At 71.4% G+C, this 13,365-nt stretch carries 14 protein-coding genes; 11 read left to right on the top strand and 3 right to left on the bottom strand.

The features are described from left to right. Positions 1 to 20: 20 nt before the first annotated feature. Entirely contained in the window at positions 21 to 872 is an 852-nt protein-coding gene (rfbD, locus tag AB0I79_RS47825; RefSeq protein WP_357888560.1) for a dTDP-4-dehydrorhamnose reductase, read from the top strand. Positions 873 to 883: 11 nt separating this feature from the next. Here the strand turns inward: rfbD and rfbC are convergent, their stop codons facing one another. Further along, entirely contained in the window at positions 884 to 1,465 is a 582-nt protein-coding gene (gene rfbC, locus AB0I79_RS47830) for a dTDP-4-dehydrorhamnose 3,5-epimerase (protein WP_357888563.1), read from the bottom strand. A 59-nt stretch (positions 1,466 to 1,524) separates the two neighbouring features. Between rfbC and AB0I79_RS47835 the strand changes: the two genes are divergently transcribed. From AB0I79_RS47835 to AB0I79_RS47875, 9 genes are all read left to right on the top strand, one after another. Beyond that, positions 1,525 to 2,727 (top strand): class I SAM-dependent methyltransferase, encoded by a 1,203-nt coding sequence (locus AB0I79_RS47835; protein ID WP_357888758.1) that lies wholly within the window; start codon positions 1,525 to 1,527, stop codon positions 2,725 to 2,727. Continuing rightward, complete coding sequence (locus tag AB0I79_RS47840; RefSeq protein ID WP_357888566.1) at positions 2,724 to 3,500, top strand: glucose-1-phosphate cytidylyltransferase; 777 nt, start codon at positions 2,724 to 2,726, stop codon at positions 3,498 to 3,500. The genes AB0I79_RS47835 and AB0I79_RS47840 overlap by 4 nt, the downstream gene beginning before the upstream one ends. Further along, positions 3,497 to 4,147, top strand: coding sequence for a PIG-L family deacetylase (locus AB0I79_RS47845; RefSeq protein ID WP_357888569.1), 651 nt, complete (start codon positions 3,497 to 3,499; stop codon positions 4,145 to 4,147). Before AB0I79_RS47840 ends, AB0I79_RS47845 begins: the two co-directional genes overlap by 4 nt. Positions 4,148 to 4,152: 5 nt before the next feature. After that, complete coding sequence (locus AB0I79_RS47850; protein WP_357888572.1) at positions 4,153 to 5,172, top strand: SDR family oxidoreductase; 1,020 nt, start codon at positions 4,153 to 4,155, stop codon at positions 5,170 to 5,172. Further along, the gene (locus AB0I79_RS47855; RefSeq protein WP_357888574.1) at positions 5,169 to 6,440 is read left to right on the top strand and encodes a DUF4910 domain-containing protein; all 1,272 of its coding nucleotides are present in this window, start codon (positions 5,169 to 5,171) and stop codon (positions 6,438 to 6,440) included. The genes AB0I79_RS47850 and AB0I79_RS47855 overlap by 4 nt, the downstream gene beginning before the upstream one ends. Beyond that, complete coding sequence (locus tag AB0I79_RS47860; protein WP_357888577.1) at positions 6,437 to 7,390, top strand: hypothetical protein; 954 nt, start codon at positions 6,437 to 6,439, stop codon at positions 7,388 to 7,390. Before AB0I79_RS47855 ends, AB0I79_RS47860 begins: the two co-directional genes overlap by 4 nt. Next, positions 7,387 to 8,835: an oligosaccharide flippase family protein gene (locus AB0I79_RS47865; protein ID WP_357888580.1), complete on the top strand. Its 1,449-nt coding sequence runs from the start codon at positions 7,387 to 7,389 to the stop codon at positions 8,833 to 8,835. The genes AB0I79_RS47860 and AB0I79_RS47865 overlap by 4 nt, the downstream gene beginning before the upstream one ends. Then, positions 8,822 to 9,697, top strand: a complete 876-nt coding sequence (locus AB0I79_RS47870) for a glycosyltransferase family 2 protein (RefSeq protein WP_357888583.1) — start codon at positions 8,822 to 8,824, stop codon at positions 9,695 to 9,697. Before AB0I79_RS47865 ends, AB0I79_RS47870 begins: the two co-directional genes overlap by 14 nt. A 109-nt stretch (positions 9,698 to 9,806) precedes the next feature. Further along, positions 9,807 to 10,760, top strand: coding sequence for a hypothetical protein (locus AB0I79_RS47875; protein WP_357888586.1), 954 nt, complete (start codon positions 9,807 to 9,809; stop codon positions 10,758 to 10,760). Here AB0I79_RS47875 and AB0I79_RS47880 read toward each other — a convergent pair. Further along, positions 10,739 to 11,611, bottom strand: coding sequence for a DUF6492 family protein (locus AB0I79_RS47880; protein ID WP_357888589.1), 873 nt, complete (start codon positions 11,609 to 11,611; stop codon positions 10,739 to 10,741). The genes AB0I79_RS47875 and AB0I79_RS47880 overlap by 22 nt on opposite strands. Beyond that, positions 11,608 to 12,492 carry a DUF6492 family protein gene (locus AB0I79_RS47885; protein ID WP_357888592.1) on the bottom strand — a complete coding sequence of 295 codons (885 nt, stop codon included), beginning with the start codon at positions 12,490 to 12,492 and terminating at the stop codon, positions 11,608 to 11,610. Before AB0I79_RS47885 ends, AB0I79_RS47880 begins: the two co-directional genes overlap by 4 nt. Before the next feature lie 144 nt (positions 12,493 to 12,636). On the opposite strand from AB0I79_RS47885, the gene AB0I79_RS47890 reads away from it, so the two are divergent. Then, positions 12,637 to 13,365, top strand: coding sequence for a hypothetical protein (locus tag AB0I79_RS47890; RefSeq protein ID WP_357888595.1), 729 nt, complete (start codon positions 12,637 to 12,639; stop codon positions 13,363 to 13,365).

Here is a 13,365-nt window from a genome sequence, read left to right on the forward strand (position 1 = left end):
CACTTAGGCCGGGAGGCCGCATGAGGTGGCTCATCACGGGGGCGGGCGGCATGCTGGCCGCCGACGTCCTCGGCAGGACCGCGCTGACGGGCGAGCCGGTGCTCGCGCTCGGCCGGGCCGACCTGGACGTGCGCGACAGGCGGGCGGTGCACGACTTCGTCTCCGCCTACCGGCCCAGGGCCGTGCTGAACTGCGCGGCCTGGACCGCGGTGGACGACGCCGAGACGCACGAGGCCGAGGCGCTGGCGGTCAACGGGGACGCCGCCCGCTGGCTGGCGGAGGCGTGCGACCGCGTCGGCGCCCGGCTGGTGCACGTGTCCACCGACTACGTCTTCGACGGGGCGGCGGGCCCGCCCTACCCCGAGGACGCGCCGACGGGGCCGGTGAACGCCTACGGCAGGACCAAGCTGGCGGGCGAGCTCGCGGTGCTGGAGCACGGCCACTACGTGGTGCGCACCGCCTGGCTGTACGGCGCGCACGGCCCGAACTTCGCCACCACCATGATCAGGCTGGCCGGGGAGCGGCCCGCCCTGGACGTGGTGGACGACCAGCGCGGCCAGCCGACCTGGACCGCGGACCTGGCCGACTACCTCGTCCGGCTGGCGCAGTCGGACCTGCCGCCAGGCGTCTACCACGGCACGAGCGCGGGGGAGACGACCTGGTGCGGGTTCGCCAGGGAGATCTTCACGCTGCTGGGCCAGGACCCGGAGCGGGTGCGCCCGGTGCCGACCTCGGCCTTCCCGCGCCCGGCCCGGCGGCCGGCCAACAGCGTGCTGGCGCACACCCGGTGGGAGCCGATCCGGCACTGGCGCACGGCGCTGCACGCGGCCTGGCCCGTCCTGTCGAGGAGCCGTCAGTGCAGCGTCGCGTGAGGCGCCGGCCGTCAGTGCAGCGTCGCGTAGAACTCCTGGCACGCCCGGTAGTCCGGCAGCAGCCCGGCCCTGAGCGCCTCGTCGAGCGTGGGGGCCTTGGCGTCCTTCTCCGACAGCACGGGCTCGATGCCGGCCGGCCAGGCGATCCCGATCGCCGGGTCGAGCGGGTGCACCCCGTGCTCGCGGGCCGGCGCGTACGGCTCGGAGCACAGGTACATCACCGTGGCGCGCTCGCTGAGCGCCATGAACCCGTGCCCGAGGCCCTCGGCCACCAGGACGGCGCTTCTGGTCACGTCGTCCAGCGTCACGCCCTCCCACCGGCCGAAGGTGGGCGAGCCCGTACGCAGGTCCACGACGACGTCCATGACGCTGCCGGACAGGCACATCACGTACTTGGCCTGCCCGGGCGGCACGTCGGCGAAGTGTACGCCGCGCAGCACGCCGCGGGCCGAGACGGAGCAGTTGACCTGCGCCAGGTCGAACCGCCGCCCGGGCAGGTCGGTGGCGCGGAAGGCCTCGTAGAACGAGCCGCGGGGATCGGAGTGGACAGGCGGCGTGTGGCGCCAGACGCCATCGATGCCGAGGGGATCCATGGGCTGACAGTAACGAGATCACCGGCCCTCGCGAAATATCAATCTCTTGGAGCGTGCGAATGATGACTTGCCGGTTATGCGGCTCGGACGATCTCACCGGAGTGGTGGACCTGGGGGCGACGCCGCCCTGCGAGCGGATCCTCACGGCCGATCAGCTCGACGAGCCCGAGGTGACCTACCCGCTGCACCTGCGCGTGTGCACGTCGTGCTGGCTCGCGCAGATCCCGCCGTTGATCACCCCCGAGGAGACTTTCACGGACTATGCCTATTTCTCCTCCTACTCGGCCTCCTGGGTGGAGCACGCCCGCGCCTTCGTGGCGGACCTCGACCTGCGGCCGGACTCGTTCGTGGTGGAGGTGGCCAGCAACGACGGCTACCTGCTGCGGCACGTGGTGGAGCGCGGGGTGCGCTGCCTGGGCATCGAGCCGTCGGTCAACGTCGGCCAGGCCGCCAGGGAGCGCGGCGTGCCGACGGTGACGGCGTTCCTGACGCCCGAGAGCGCGCGGGCGGTCGTGGCGGAGCACGGCAAGGCCGACTACGTGGTGGCCAACAACGTCTACGCGCACATCCCCGACGTCATCGGCTTCACCCAGGGGCTGCGCACGCTGGTCGCCGACGACGGGCTGGTCTCGGTCGAGGTGCAGCACCTGCTCACGCTGATGCAGCTCAACCAGTACGACACGATCTACCACGAGCACTTCCAGTATTACACGGTCGCCTCCGCGCAGCGCGCGCTGGCCAGTGGCGGGCTGACGCTGGTGGACGTGGAGCTGCTGACGACGCACGGCGGCTCGATCCGGCTCTGGGCCGCGCCGTCCGGCGCCCCGTCGCGGCGGGTGTCGGACGTGCTGGCGATGGAGAAGGCGGCCGGGCTGCACGAGATCTCCGGCTACATCGACTTCACCGAGCGGGTGGCCAAGGTCCGGCGCGACCTGCTGAGCTTCCTGATCACCGCCGCCGAGGAGGGCAGCACGGTGGTCGGGTACGGGGCTCCGGGCAAGGGCAACACGCTGCTCAACCACTGCGGCATCCGGCCGGACCTGCTGGCGTACACCGTGGACCGCAACCCGTACAAGCACGGCAAGTTCACCCCCGGTGCGCGCATCCCGATCTTCGAGCCCGAGCGCATCGCCGCCGACAGGCCGGACTACGTGCTCGTCCTGCCGTGGAACCTGCGCGACGAGCTGATCGACCAGCTCTCCTACATCCGCGACTGGGGCGGCCGGCTGGTCTTCCCCATCCCCACGCTGGAGGTCGTGTGAAGGTCGTGCTCTTCTGCGGGGGTTACGGCACCCGCATGCGTACGGGCGCCGCCGGCGACGCGCCGAAGCCGATGCAGCTCGTCGGCCCCAGGCCGCTGATCTGGCATGTCATGCGCTACTACGCGCACTTCGGCCACAGGGAGTTCATCCTCTGCCTCGGCTACGGGGCCGAGCAGATCAAGGACTTCTTCCTCCGGTACGAGGAGACCGCCTCCAACGACTTCGTCCTGCGCGGCGGCAACGTCGAGCTGCTGGGCGCCGACATCTCCGACTGGACGATCTCGTTCGTCCACACCGGCGTCGAGTCGTCGATCGGGGAGCGGCTGCGCCGGGTCCGCGACCATCTCCAGGGCGAGGAGATGTTCCTGGCCAACTACGCCGACGTGCTCACGGACGCGCCGCTGCCGGAGATCATCGGCAGGTTCGAGAAGTCGGACGCCGGCGGTGCGCTGATGGCCGTACCGCCGCCCGGGACCTTCCACTGCGTGGAGATCGCCGAGGACGGGCTGGTCGGCCAGATCACCGCCGTCACCGAGATGCCGCTGTGGGTAAACGGGGGATATTTCGTCTTACGTCAGGAAATCTTCGACCATATCCCCGAGAACGGGGACCTGCTCGTTGACGGCTGCAAGGAGCTGGCCAAGCGCGGGCGGCTGATGGCCTACCCCTACCGCGGCTACTGGCGGCCCACCGACACCATCAACCAGCGCATGGAGCTGGACCGGGCCTACTCCCGCGGCGACCGCCCCTGGGCCCTGTGGGAGCGGGCGTGAACCGGCTCTTCCCCAGCGGCCTGAGCCGCATCGCGCTGCTCGCCGCCCACTGCGACGACCTGGCGATCGGGGCAGGCGGCACCCTCCTGGTCATGTGCACCGCGCACCCGGGCCTCCAGGTGGACGCCCTGGTGCTCTCCGGCGGCGGGACGGCACGCGAGGAGGAGGAGCGCAACGCGCTGGCCGCCTTCTGCCCCGGCGCGGACCTGCGGGTGACCGTGGCCAAGGTGCCCGACGGGCGGCTGCCCGCCCACTGGGACGAGGCCAAGAACGCGGTCGAGGAGCTGCGGATGCGTACCGAGCCTGACCTGATCCTGGCGCCGCAGGCCGGCGACGCGCACCAGGACCACCGGGGGCTGGCGCGGCTGGTGCCCACCGCGTTCCGCGACCACCTCACGCTCGGGTACGAGATCGTCAAGTGGGATGGCGACCTCGGCCGGCCCAACGCGTACCAGCCGCTCGACCTCGCGCTGGCCGAGCGCAAGGTCTCCCTGCTCTGGGAGCACTACCCCTCCCAGCGGCACCGCCCCTGGTTCGACAGGGAGGCGTTCCTCGGGCTGGCCAGGATCCGCGGCATCGAGTGCCAGGCACGCTACGCGGAGGCGTTCTACCTGCACAAACTCGCTCTAGATCTAGCTGGAGGCTGATCGACATGCGTGTCTTACTCACGGGGCACCAGGGCTATCTCGGCACGGTCATGGCACCCATGCTCGCCAAGGCCGGCCACGAGGTGGTGGGCCTGGACTCGGGGCTGTTCGCCGCGTGCGTGCTCGGCCCGGTGCCGGACGACCCGCCGGGCCACCGCGTGGACCTGCGGGACGTGCCGGCGAGCCTGCTCGAAGGCTGCGACGCGGTGATCCACCTGGCCGCGCTCTCCAACGACCCGCTCGGCGCGCTCGCGCCCGAGCTGACCTACGACATCAACCACCACGCCTCCGTCCGGCTGGCCAGGCTGGCCAGGGAGGCCGGCGTGCGCCGGTTCCTGTACGCCTCCACCTGCTCCGTCTACGGCGCCTCCGGGGGCGACGACCTGCTCGGCGAGGACGCCCCGCTGCGGCCCGTCACCCCGTACGCCGAGTCGAAGGTGCGCGTCGAGGACGAGCTCGTCGACCTGGCCGACGACCACTTCACCCCGGTGTTCCTGCGGAACGCGACCGCGTTCGGGTTCTCGCCCCGGCTGCGGGCCGACATCGTGCTGAACAACCTCGTCGGCCACGCCCACCTGACCGGCCAGGTCCGCGTGCTGTCGGACGGCACCCCGTGGCGGCCCCTGGTGCACGTGGCCGACATCGCCGACGCGTTCCTGGCCGCGCTGGCCGCGCCGCGCGAGGCCGTGCACGCCAGGGCGTTCAACGTGGGCGGCGAGCTGAACAACCTGACCGTGGCCGAGATCGCCGAGCACGTCGTCGAGGCGGTGCCCGGCTCCGAGCTGCTGATCACCGGCGAGACCGGCGCCGACCCTCGCTCCTACCGGGTCTCGTTCTCGCGGATCCGCGAGGCGCTGCCCGGCTACCACGCCCGCTGGACGGTGAAGGCGGGCGCCGTCGAGCTGGCCGACGCCTACCGCTACCACGGGCTGACCGCCGAGGACTTCCGCCAGCGGTTCACCCGGCTGGCGTGGCTGGCCGACCGCCGCAAGGCCGGGACCGTCTCCGACGAGCTGCGCACGTGACCGGGGAGGAGATGCACGCCCTGGTGGAGCGGCTCTACCCGCTGTGCCGCTCCATCACGGGCGACGGCGTGCGCGCCACGCTGGGGATCGTCGGGGAGCTGCTGGAGCTGGACGTGCACGAGGTGCCGACCGGGACCCAGGTGCTCGACTGGACCATCCCCCAGGAGTGGAACATCCGCGACGCCTACATCAAGGATCCGGCGGGGAACCGGGTGGTGGACTTCCAGCGGTCGAACCTGCACGTCGTGGGCTACAGCGTGCCGGTGTCGGCCACGATGACCCTGGCCGAGCTGCGGCCCCACCTGCACACGCTGCCCGACCAGCCGGACCTGGTGCCGTACCGGACGTCGTACTACGCGCGGACGTGGGGGTTCTGCCTGAGCCAGGACACGCTCGACGGGATGGGCGAGGGGCCGTACGAGGTGGTGATCGACTCGACGCTGGCCGACGGGCACCTGACGTACGCCGAGCACGTCGTGCCGGGGCGCACCGAGGAGGAGGTGCTGATCTCCTGCCACGTCTGCCATCCGTCGCTGGCCAACGACAACCTGGCCGGGATCGCGGTGGCCACGGCGCTGGCCAGGCGGCTCGACCGGCCGCGCCACACCTACCGGTTCCTGTTCGCGCCGGGCACGATCGGCGCGATCACCTGGCTGGCGCGCAACCGCGAGAGCACCGGGCGCATCAGGCACGGGCTCACGCTCGCCTGCGCCGGTGACCGGGGCGCGCTGACGTACAAGCGGAGCAGGCGCGGTGACGCGCCCGTCGACCGGGCGATGGCGGCCGTGCTGCGCGACCGGCCGCACACGATCGTGGACTTCTCGCCGTACGGCTACGACGAGCGGCAGTTCTGCTCGCCCGGCTTCGACCTGCCGGTCGGCAGCCTGACCAGGACGTCGTACGCGGGCTACCCCGAGTACCACACCTCGGGAGACGACCTCGGCTTCGTCTCGCCGCAGGCCATGGCCGACACGCTGGAGACGCTGTGGTCGGCGGTCGAGGTGCTGGAGCACGACGGCCGTTACCAGAACCTGAGCCCGTACGGCGAGCCGCAGCTCGGCAGGCGCGGCCTGTACGGATCTCTCGGCGGCCGCAGTGACACGAAACAGGCGCAGCTGGCGATGTTATGGGTGTTGAACCTGTCGGACGGCGAGCACAGCCTGCTGGACATTGCCGGCCGATCGGGCCTGCCCTTCCGCGCGGTCGCCGAGGCGGCCGCCGCTCTGGAGGGCGCGGGCCTGCTCAAACGGGTGGGAGAGGGCGCATGAATCTGCGGGTGGGGGACCTCGTCGAGGTGCGGAGCGCGGCGGAGATCCTGGCCACGCTGGACGAGCGGGGCGAGCTGGAGAACCTCCCGTTCATGCCGGAGATGCTGGCCTTCTGCGGGCAGCGGCTCACCGTGCACAAGGTCGCGCACAAGCTGTGCGACACCATCAGCCGCAGCGGCATGCGGCGCATGGACAGCGCGGTGCACCTGACGGGCGCGCGGTGCGACGGCGGAGGGCACGGCGGCTGCCAGACGGCCTGCTCGCTCTACTGGAAGGAGGCCTGGCTCAAACGGGTCGATCCGGACGAGCCCGCCACCCGCCGGATCCCGGAGGAACGGCTGCTGAAGCTGCTCGACGCCAACACGCGCAAGGGCCCGGACGGGTACTCCTGCCAGGCCACCGAGCTGCTGCGGGCCGCGCCGACCTGCCTGCCGTTCCGTGACCTCGGCCAGTACGTCACCGACGTGCGCAGCGGCAACGTGGGCGTCGGCCGGACCGTCGGCACCTTCCTGGTCGGGCTGTTCAATCGCTTCCAGGGCCTCAGCAGGAAGGTGCTGCCGCGCCGCCTGTGGATCAGGCGCGGGCTGCGCTGGGGCTTCATCGAGGGCCGGGCCGGCAAGAGGACGCCGACGGCGACGCTGGACCTCCAGGTGGGCGAGCTGGTCAGGATCAGGTCCAAGGAGGAGATCCTCGACACGCTCAACGACGACCTGCTCAACCGCGGGATGGGCTTCGAGGAGGAGATGGCGCGCTACTGCGGCAGGACCGCGCGCGTACGGGCCAGGGTCGAGCGCTGCCTGGACGAGAAGACGGGCCGGATGCTGATCATGAAGAGCCCGTGCATCATCCTCGACGATCTCGTCTGCGAGGGCGTCTACAACGCCAACTGCCCGCGCGAGTTCGTGCCGTTCTGGCGGGAGATCTGGCTGGAGAGGGTCGAGACTTCGTGAGCGAGGCCGGCGACATCGGCCGCAAGGCCGGTCGCGGCCTGCGCTGGAGCCTGCTGGGCAACCTGGTGATGAAGGCCGGCTCGTTCGTGATGAGCCTCGTCCTGGCCAGGCTGCTGATGCCCGAGGACTTCGGCGTGTTCGCGATCGCGCTGGCGGCCACCCAGTTCGTCATCTACATCAACGACGCCGGGGTGATCGCGGCGACCGTGCAGTGGCGGGGCAGGCTGGAGGAGATCGCGCCCACGGCCACCGTCGTGGCGATCCTGTCGAGCCTCGCCCTCTACGCGCTGTTCTGGGTGATCGCGCCGTTCTACGCGCGGCTGGCCGGGAGCGAGGACGCCATCTGGGTGATCCGTATCCTCATGGCCACGAACCTCGTCTACGGGCTGACCGCGGTGCGCAGCGCCGCGCTCATGCGCCGGTTCGAGCAGGACAAGCTGGCCTGGGCCAACCTGGGCGGGTTCGTCGCCAACGCCTGCGTCTCCATCACCCTGGCCGCGAACGGCGCCGGGGCCTACAGCTTCGCCTGGGGGCAGCTCAGCGGCGGCGTGCTCACCGGCGTGCTGGTGGTGGCGCTGGCGCGGGTGAAGATCGAGCTCGGCTTCGACCGCGCGCAGGCCGCGCGGCTGCTGCGGTTCGGCCTGCCGCTGTGCGTCAGCCTCGGCATCGAGGGGCTGCTGCTCAACGTGGACTCGGTGATCGTCGGCGACGTGCTCGGCCCGGCCTGGCTGGGCTTCTACCTGCTCGCCTTCAACATCTCGAGCTGGGTGCCCGGCCTGATCGGCACCGCCATCCGCTACGTCGCGCTGCCCAGCTTCTCGCGCCTGGCCGAGGAGGGCGGCGAGGCGATACGGGAAGGCGTGCGGCAGGCCGTCCCGCTGCTCGGCGGCATGGTGCTGCCGATCGCGGTGCTGATGGGCACGCTCGCCCCCGCGGTCGTGGAGTTCCTGTACGGCGCGAACTGGCTGCCCGCCGCCCAGGTGCTGCGCTTCCTGGCGATCGTGATGGCCGTGCGCATGCTGACGCTGCTCATCACCGACATCCTGGCCGCGCTCGGCAGGACCAAGGCGACCATGTGGGTGAACCTGTGCTGGGCCGTCGCGCTGGTGCCCACGCTCCTGGTGGGCGCCCGCCTCGACGGCATCCAGGGCGCGGCCGTGGCACACGCGGTCGTCGCCGTGGTGGTGGCGCTGCCGCTGCTGGGCGTGGCCCTGCACCGTTCCGGGGTGCCCGTGGGGCTGTTCGCCGCCGGGCTGGCCAGGCCGCTGCTGGGCGCGGCGGCGGCCGGTCTGGTCATGGCCGGGCTGGCCACGGTGATCGACGGTGCCTTCTTCGAGCTCTGCGTGGCCGGAGGCGCGGGGTTGCTGCTGTTCGTGCTGGTCGTGGTGCCGCGCGCGGTGCTCAAACGGCTCGTACGCCAAGGGAGGGCGCATGCACGACTCTGAGCTCGTTTCGATCGCGCTGCCGGTGCGCAACGGGGCCGGCCGCCTGGCGGCCGTGGTCCGCTCGGTGCTGGCCCAGGACCACCCGCACCTGGAGCTGGTCATCTCCGACAACGCCTCCACGGACGGCACCGAGGAGCTGTGCCGCGACCTGGCGGCCGGCGACCCCAGGATCGTCTACCACCGGCACCCGCAGAACATCGGCCTGCTCGGCAACTTCATGCACGCCGCCCGCGTCTCCAAGGGCGCGTACGTGCGCTGGATCGGCGACGACGACCGGCTGGAGCCCCACTGCGTCTCGGCGGCCCTGGCCGCCTTCGCCGCGGACGAGCGGCTGATCCTGGTGACCAACCAGGTCTCCTACACCGGCTCCGACGGCCGGGTCAGCACGGTTCCCTACACGGGCACGGAGCTGGGCTCGGACGACCCGGTCGTGCGCTTCGCCGAGATGCTCAGGCTGCTCAACGAGAGCCCGTACCTGATCGACCCGCTCTACGGGCTGTTGCGGCGCGGGCCCGCCATCGGCATCCCGCGGCGCAACATGCTGCGCGAGGACGAGGTGTTCGCGGCCAAGCTGGCGCTGGCGGGGCCGTGGGCGCACGTCCCCGAGGTGCTCTCGCACCGCAACTGGCGGCTGGAGCGGATCGGCCGGATCGCCCGCCGCCTGGACGTGCCGTCCTGGCAGTCCCATCTGGCCAACACGCTGCAGTGCAGGGAGTTGCTGAGATGGGTGCGCGACGCGGAGCTGACCGAGGAGCAGCGACGGCGGGCGCGGACCGAGGTGATGCGCATGTACGCGCGGCGACAGCGCCGCACGCTCGCGCACCGCAGCCGCAAACTGCTGGCACTGGTCGGTTTGGTGTAACACGTCCGATGAGCAGAGCGATTTCCCGTTTGCATCGATACAAAAGTCGACGGGGGCGGAAATAGTGCGCTTCTGGAAGACCATCCTTGGTCTGGCCCGGAAGAGGTTCGTGGGGCCGCCTGTCGCCGTCGCGGCCATCGGCCTCGCCCTGGCGGCGTACCTCCTGATGCCGAGCCGGTACGTCTCGACCGCCTCCATGGTGCTCACCGTGCCCGCCACCGGCGGCACGCTGGAGACCGAGCCGGCGAGCAAGCCCGGCCTGACCAACCCGCTGCTGCAGTTCAACGACGCGTTGCGGACCACCGCGGGCATCCTGATCCTGGCCACCAACACGGCCGACGTCTACAAGGAGATCGGCGCGCCCGAGAGCGGGCCCACCGTCGTGACCATCAACGACGGCCGGACCAACCCCGACCTGCTGAGCATCAGCACCAACGGGCCCTTCATCTACGTCGAGGTGGAGGGCGACGATCCCGCCACGGTGCGCGAGGTCATGCGCAAGGCCCAGGTGCGGGTGCGGCTGGAGCTGGCCAGGCGGCAGACGGCGCTGGACGCGCCGATCAGCACGCACATCGGGATCATGGACGTGATGCCCGCCTCGGGCCCCAGGGCCGCCCTCGGCGACCGCCTGCTGTACGCGGCCTTCGGCGGCGTGTTCGGTCTGATCGCCGGGATCGGCGTGGCCTACGGCGTCCAACGGGTGCGCTGGGCACGCGCCCAGCCCGAGAAGGCGCCCGAGTCAGGGCCAGGGCCAGAACCCGAGACAGGGCCAGGGCCGGGGCCTGAGGCAGGGCCCGGGCCCGAGACCGGCCCCAGGTCCGAGCCGGAGATCTGGGCCGAGGTCGTCGCCGAGCAGCCGGGAACGGAGAGCGCGCCCGGGGAGAAGCCCGGGCAGGCGCTCAACGGCTCCCGGCCGCACCCGCCGGCCACCGCCGCGGGCTTCCCCCTGACGGTGGAGGAGCTGGCGCAGGAGCAGACGGGACCGATCCAAGTGGTCAAGGACGAGGACGAGCCGGCCGGGAAGGGCGAGGACGGCGACGGTCAGCTCGACTCGACGACCTGAGCGCACCTCCTGATGGCGGCCTGCCTGGCCTCCATCGGGGTGTGCGACTTGGCCGAGATCATCATCCCGACCGCCTCCTGCGGCAGCCGGTCGGCGAAGGCGACGGCCTGGGCCTCGTCCCACGGCTCGTGGTTGTAGCTCAGATGGCAGATCGAGGTGTTGATCGGCGGGTCGGCCTTCAGCACCTCGTCCACGAAGACGCCGTACAGGATGAACTCCGAGACGTGCAGCCGCGCGTTGAACGCGTCGAGCCAGTCGCGGCCGGTCACCTGGGTGATCCGCCGCTGCATGGCCCGGACGATCTCCGGGTCCCAGAACGTCAGCGCGGTCACGTAGTCGGGCAGCGGCGGTGGCGGCGCCGGAGGCAGGCCGAGCAGTTCGCGGGCCACCTGGTGCCAGATGACGTGCCGCTCCATCCCGGCCGTCACGCCGTTCTCCAGCCGGTACAGGCACAGTCGCCCGTCCCTGGTGAAGGACTCGGCGCTGGTCGGGCGGACCAGCACGGCGTCGGAGTCCACGATGAGCAGGGCGTCGGCGTCGATCAGCCCGACCGAGGCGATCTTGACCGTCTGCTGCATCACCCAGCCGCGCAGCGGCGGCCACGGGCGGCGGTAGTTGACGTACACGTCGGTGCCCGGCATGCGCAGGTACCTGCGCGGCAGCAGCTCCGACCGCACCCACACGTGGCAGCGGGGCCCCTCGAACCTGGCGAACGCCTCGCGGTCGCCGGGCGGCACGAAGACGTGGTGGATGGTGTCCTCTGAGGTGTACTCGAGCACGGATCGGTGCAGGTCGGCGAACAGCTCGGCGTCCAGGGCATAGGAGGGCGTGATGACCGCCAGCTTGCTCACGGATGACTCCCGTCGGGTCCGGTGATCTGGGAGCATCGCTCGATCGCCGCCAACCTGGCCGCCATGGGCGTGTCCGACTTGGCCGAGATCATCATCCCCACCGCGTCGTGAGGCAGCAGGTCGGCGAAGGCGATGGCTCCGGCAGGGTCGAGAGGGGTGCGATCCCACCGGTTGTGGCAGATCGCGGTGTTGACCGGAGGTACGGCCCCGAGCACCTCGTCCACGAACACGCCGTAGACGATGAACTCCGAGACCTGTAGGTGCGAGATGAAGGCGGACAACCAGTCCCGCCCCGTCGCCTCGGTGATCCGCCGCTGCATCTCGCGCACCACGGCCGGATCCCAGCACGCCAGCGAGCTGACGTAGTCCGGCAGGGGCGGCGACGCGGGCGCCGGCAGGCCCAGCAGCTCGCGGGCCACCCGGTGCCAGGTGACGTGGTCGGTCATGAGGTCGTGCACGCCGCCGTCCATCCGGAACATGCAGACCCGGCCGTCCTTGATGAACAGGTCGGGCGTGGCCTCGCGGACCAGGACCACGTCGGAGTCGGCGACCAGCACCACCTTCGCGTCGAGCCGCGCCGTCACCGCCATCTTCACGGCCTGCTGCGCCACCCAGCCGCGCAGCGGCGGCCACGGCCGCCCGGGATCGATCCACACGCCGGCCACGGGCACCCGGACGATCCGGCGGGGCAGGATCTCGGCGTAGGTCCAGATCCTGCAGCGGGGGCCCGCGTACCGGGCGAACAGCCGGCGGTCGGAGCCGGGCACGACCACGTGGTGCACCGTGTCGTCGGAGGTGTGCGCGAGCACGGATCGGTGCAGGTGGGCGAAGAGCTCGGCGTCGGGGGCGTACGTGGGCGTGACCACGGCCAGTGCGCTCATGAAACTGATCTCCGTCCCCCGCCGGGTGTAAGGACGCCCCTCGTACTCCATATCGCCCCGTAATGGGTGGTGTTACAGGGTTTTGTGTAACGCTCCACACCAGCCGGGCGACATGTAGGAGGCGGGACTCGCGAGGGAGGGCGCGTGGATTTCTGGGGGACCATCCTCGTGCTGTTCCGGCGATGGTACGTCGCCCTGCCCGCCTTCCTGGCGGCCGTCGGAGCCGCCTTCTACGCCTACTCCACGATCCCGGTCACCTACACCACGACCGCCGTCCTCGTGCTCACCGCGCCCACCAGCGGCGGCACCCTGCCGCCCGACCCCGACCAGCCCATCCCCAGGGTCAACCCGCTGCTGAACTTCGACCACGGGCTCGACGTGGCCGCCTCCATCCTGATCAGCGTCATGAGCACGCCGGACATGGTGGCCGCGATGGGGGTCACGAGCGGCGGCCCCACCACGTACGCGGTCACGAACGGCACCAACAACCTGGAGTCGCTGGCCACGGGGCCGCTGGTGTTCGTCGAGGGGGAGAGCCGGACGCCGGAGGAGGCCACGCGGATCGCGCGCAAGGCCATCGACCGCATCGAGCAGGAGCTGGACGTGCGCCAGCGGCAGGTGCAGGCGCCCGAGGGCACGTACATCACGATCAGCGAGGCCGTGCCGCCGACCACGCCGGCCCCCCAGCAGGGCAGGAAGCTGCGCTCCGCCGCCTCGGCGCTGGGCCTTGGGGTCATCGCCTCGCTGTGCGGGGCGTTCGCCGCGGAGAGCCTGTCAGGGCCGCTGAGCGCCGCTCTGGCGCGCCTGCGCAGGCGCGGGCAGCCACCGGCTCCGGAGCGGGAGCTGGTCACCTCGTCGAAGACGGGGGAGTAG

Origin of the sequence: Nonomuraea sp. NPDC050202 (assembly GCF_040656115.1) — a bacterium.
Classification (GTDB): domain Bacteria; phylum Actinomycetota; class Actinomycetes; order Streptosporangiales; family Streptosporangiaceae; genus Nonomuraea.